This is a genomic window from Lysinibacillus sp. NPDC097231, assembly GCF_044761885.1.
Taxonomy (GTDB): Bacteria; Bacillota; Bacilli; order Bacillales_A; family Planococcaceae; genus Lysinibacillus.
Genome location: NZ_JBIWDH010000070.1, coordinates 1 through 3,933, shown reverse-complemented (window position 1 = coordinate 3,933; position 3,933 = coordinate 1). Strand labels below are relative to the sequence as shown.

The window sequence follows — 3,933 nt, the reverse complement described above, 5'->3', positions numbered from 1 at the left end:
GTTCCCATACCGAACACGGAAGTTAAGCTCTTTAGCGCCGATGGTAGTTGGGGGCTTCCCCCTGTGAGAGTAGGACGTCGCTAGGCAATCGAAACAGTCAGCTATGTGCTGGCTGTTTTTTTATGACTAATACTATAACTTATTTAATTAGCCAAGAAACTATTATTTTATAGTTTCTTTTTTTATAGTTAAATTTTTATCGTAAATTGCAATATCAAGTTAGACACTTTTTTATTACATTCTAGATTTCTTATGCTGAATCTCCTAATCTCTTTAATTCTTCCTCAAACATCTCATGCGGCGTTTTGAATCCATGTATTCGTCGTGGCAAGTGGTTCATTTTATTTTCTACAGATTGGATGTAAGATCTACTGTAGTCCTCTATGGACGTTCCTTTTGGTACCCATCTACGAATCATTCTATTGTGATTTTCATTTGTTCCTCGCTCCCATGATGAGTAGGGGTGTGTGAAGTAAATCCCCATCAACTCTTGGAACTTTTCTGCAAGCTCTGAAAACTCACTCCCGTTATCTGCTGTAATGGATTTGAATAGTTTAGGTGCTAACTCCCCAAAATTCTTTAGAATGGTTTCAATCGCATAGTTCACAGAATCCGCATCCTTACCGTCCATTTTGAAAATAAACTCTCGACGCGTTTTCCGTTCAATCAGTGTTAATAAAACATCATCTTCTTTGTCTTTTCTACCGATCACTGAATCGATTTCGAAATGACCAAATTCCTCTCGTGTTTCAATGTGCTGTGGACGTTTTTCAATACTTTCACCTAAGCATTTTGTATTTTTTCTAGCCTTACGTACTGTCTTTGTTTTACGCGATGTCTTGGAAACTAAGTCAGAATTTCTAGTTTTCAACAACCCAAGATCTATATACGCATAAAGAGTTTTTGCGCAAACCATTTCTTCGCGACGAAACTTACCATCAAGCAGTGTACGACCAACAACAGCGTCCGGAGACCACTCCTTTTCCTTCATTAATTGATCTGCGTATTCTAGAAAAGCCAATACTCGCTTCACTTTCAAAGGGTTACGAGAACAAGCTACATTTCGTTCAGTAATCGCTTGACCAGTTGCAGCGAAGTACTTTGTCGTATAGATTCGTTTGCCATTTACTAGCTTCACTTGAGTGGTAGTTCCACGCTTGATTTCGTTATAGATTGTAGCATGACAACCCCCAATTTACGGGCAATCTCAGCTTTCGACAAATTCCTTTCATCTAGGTAAGCCTCTAACTTTCCACGTTGAATTTCAGTAAGTCTTGGTTTCTTTTGAGTTCCTTTTATGTTACGCTTTGTTTGCATCAAATCGAAAAATCTCCTTTGTATATTGGTTGTGTAGGAACTCCAATAATACACGATTTTTCCGATTTGATGTATTTTTTTATCAAGTGTCTAATCTGATTTTACAATTCGCCGTTAAATTTTTATCTTAATTCAGCAAATGTTTCTAATAGAAAAAGTAAAGTGAAACGTTAGCTATTGAAACTTTTAATCTAAAGATCGTGAAGTGAATGCGGTTGTAATCCCTTTTTAGAGGGTGATAGGTACTACTGGGATAGGAAAACTCAGTCTAAAAATGCTGTGTTCCTGAAGTAATCGCGCGTAAGAAACAAACACACCAAGGTGTAATTAATATTGAGTTATGAAAAATGCCCACCATTTATAGATATTTAATATAGAGTTAAGATTATAAGTTCCTCAAGCTATTAATGAGAATTAATTGAAAATGATGAATATACCATTGATGCATATTTGTCAGATGAAGGAAGACTAGGTATTCTAAATTTGTTTTAAAGAATGTTTTTCCATGAAAAGGATATGAATAATCGAATAAATTAAAGAAGCAAGCAAATAACAACTGAATTAATGAAGAAAATAAATACATTTTTAAATACAATTTCATTTTTGTTCGCATTGAAATACATTGAAAAAGAGGGATAAATTTTCTCTATCGAATTAAGCCATAAGATTCGCAGCAATAAGTAATAATGGTCAGGTATCTATTCTAAGGGACCAACGCTTGTGAATACTTTCATAAACAATACAAGCTAGAATAGAAGCGATATGGATAATTCTATTTATCCCGCATTAACTTCATTCAGCAAATGTTTTTTGTAGCGAAAGCAAAGCGTCAGCTACAGAAGACTTCCACCTAAAATTCAGGGAAAGCAAAGAAACTAAGTGGAGATTAATTGCCCGCTAATGCCCGATTGGTGAAGACTAATAATCAGTGAAGGATGAAGATCTCCACTGATTAAATTTATCTTTATGGTTCTGTTGTGCAGAAATAAATAAGTCGATTGATTGAAAGAAAGTAGAATCTATTGATCATAATGTGTTTAAAGAATACATAGTAAAATTTTAGAATATCGGAAAGTAAACTTAATTCTATTTTTCCAGTTGTTATTCACAAAGCACCTAATTTAGAGGGGGGATATGCGAATATTTAATGTCGATTTTAATAAATACATTTTTTTAAATATATGATGAAAAGAATTAAGTGATATATAAAACTACAATATTTATTTATGTTGTTTTCTGGGGATTAGGCACTGTTTATACAGAGCTTAATCCTTTTACTTTTATAAGTATTTCTAGTTTTAGAGGTACAGGAATTCACATTAATCCGTTTATTTTAGTTCTAATCGCTGACACTGATTCTTATAATGTAAAGATTACTTTAAAAAGGAGTGGAAATTTTGTGGATTGATGGTGTTTTTTCTGGTGGGGGTCTGAAGGGATTTGCACTGGTTGGAGCGTATCAGGTACTAGAAGCTGAAAATTTCCGCTTTAGACGGGTAGCTGGAACGAGTGCAGGCGCAATTTTAGCAACTTTTATTGCTGCAGGATATAGCGGAAAAGAAATTCAAACTATGCTAGAAGAGCTGGATGTACCTTCATTACTAGATTCAAGAAAAACGTTCTTACCATTTCCGTTTATGAAGTGGGTTAATGTTTATCGCCATCTAGGTTTATATAAAGGTAAGGCATTAGAAAAATGGTTTTTCCAAAAATTGTCTGCAAAAGGGATTTATACTTTTGCAGATTTACCGAAAGATTCTTTGAAATTAGTGGCCTCTGATTTAACAAATGGTAGAATGATTGTTTTACCAGATGATTTATCAAACTATCATATTGATGCTAAAAATTTCTCAGTTGCCTGTGCTTTACGTATGAGCTGTGGTATCCCATTCTTTTTTGAACCTGTTACATTAAAAACAGGAAAAGGAGAATCCATTATTGTAGATGGTGGAGTATTGAGTAATTTTCCGCTATGGATATTTGACGATAGGGAGGGTCGGAAAGTGCGACCAATTATTGGACTAAAATTGAGTAGACGTAGGGAAGAACAGTGTCCACATGAAATTAAAAATGGATTAGACTTATATGAAGCCTTATTTTCAACTATGAAAGATGCTCATGATGAAAGATATATTTCAAGACGACATGAGAAAGATATTATTTTCATCCCCGTTGATGATTATAGTGCCACACAATTTGATTTAGATGAAGAAGCTAAAGAAGTACTTCTAGAAATCGGAAGAAACCGTACTATTCAATTTTTAAAAACATGGCCAAGATTTATATTATAGTACCTTTCGAAAAAAATGATAGAAAACTGTTGACGATCTAAAATGTAGGTGTTATTATATAAAAGTTGCTGTTGAAACACACAACTAGGATAATATGAATATAAAATAACTGTTTGACATTGTATATGAAACATGTTATTATATAAAAGTTAACTCTTACAGAAGAGGGAACGGTAACAAATGAACCTTGAAAACTGAACAAGCAAAACGTAATCAATAAAGTTTTTAGGAGCTAACCTTGAGTTAGTGAACAAAACAAATTTTGGACATCATAAAGATGCCAGCAAAACAATTTGAGCTAATCAAATTTCTTTTATGGAGAGTT

The 3,933-nt window shown here is 33.9% G+C and carries 3 protein-coding genes and 1 rRNA gene; 2 read left to right on the top strand and 2 right to left on the bottom strand.

What is annotated here, in order from left to right; all coding sequences use genetic code 11:
* Window positions 1-86, top strand: a 5S ribosomal RNA gene (rrf, locus tag ACIQXF_RS22980); the annotation flags it as partial.
* Window positions 87-250: 164 nt separating this feature from the next.
* On the opposite strand, the gene ACIQXF_RS22975 is transcribed toward rrf, so the two are convergent.
* Together ACIQXF_RS22975 and ACIQXF_RS22970 are read right to left on the bottom strand one after the other, a co-directional pair.
* The gene (locus ACIQXF_RS22975) at window positions 251-1,138 is read right to left on the bottom strand and encodes an IS30 family transposase (RefSeq protein ID WP_402788126.1); all 888 of its coding nucleotides are present in this window, start codon (window positions 1,136-1,138) and stop codon (window positions 251-253) included.
* On the bottom strand, window positions 1,135-1,320 hold the full coding sequence (locus tag ACIQXF_RS22970; RefSeq protein ID WP_402788123.1) for a hypothetical protein: 186 nt from the start codon (window positions 1,318-1,320) through the stop codon (window positions 1,135-1,137). Before ACIQXF_RS22970 ends, ACIQXF_RS22975 begins: the two co-directional genes overlap by 4 nt.
* Window positions 1,321-2,714: 1,394 nt before the next feature.
* Between ACIQXF_RS22970 and ACIQXF_RS22965 the strand changes: the two genes are divergently transcribed.
* Window positions 2,715-3,608 carry a patatin-like phospholipase family protein gene (locus ACIQXF_RS22965; RefSeq protein WP_402788120.1) on the top strand — a complete coding sequence of 298 codons (894 nt, stop codon included), beginning with the start codon at window positions 2,715-2,717 and terminating at the stop codon, window positions 3,606-3,608.
* Window positions 3,609-3,933 lie beyond the last annotated feature (325 nt).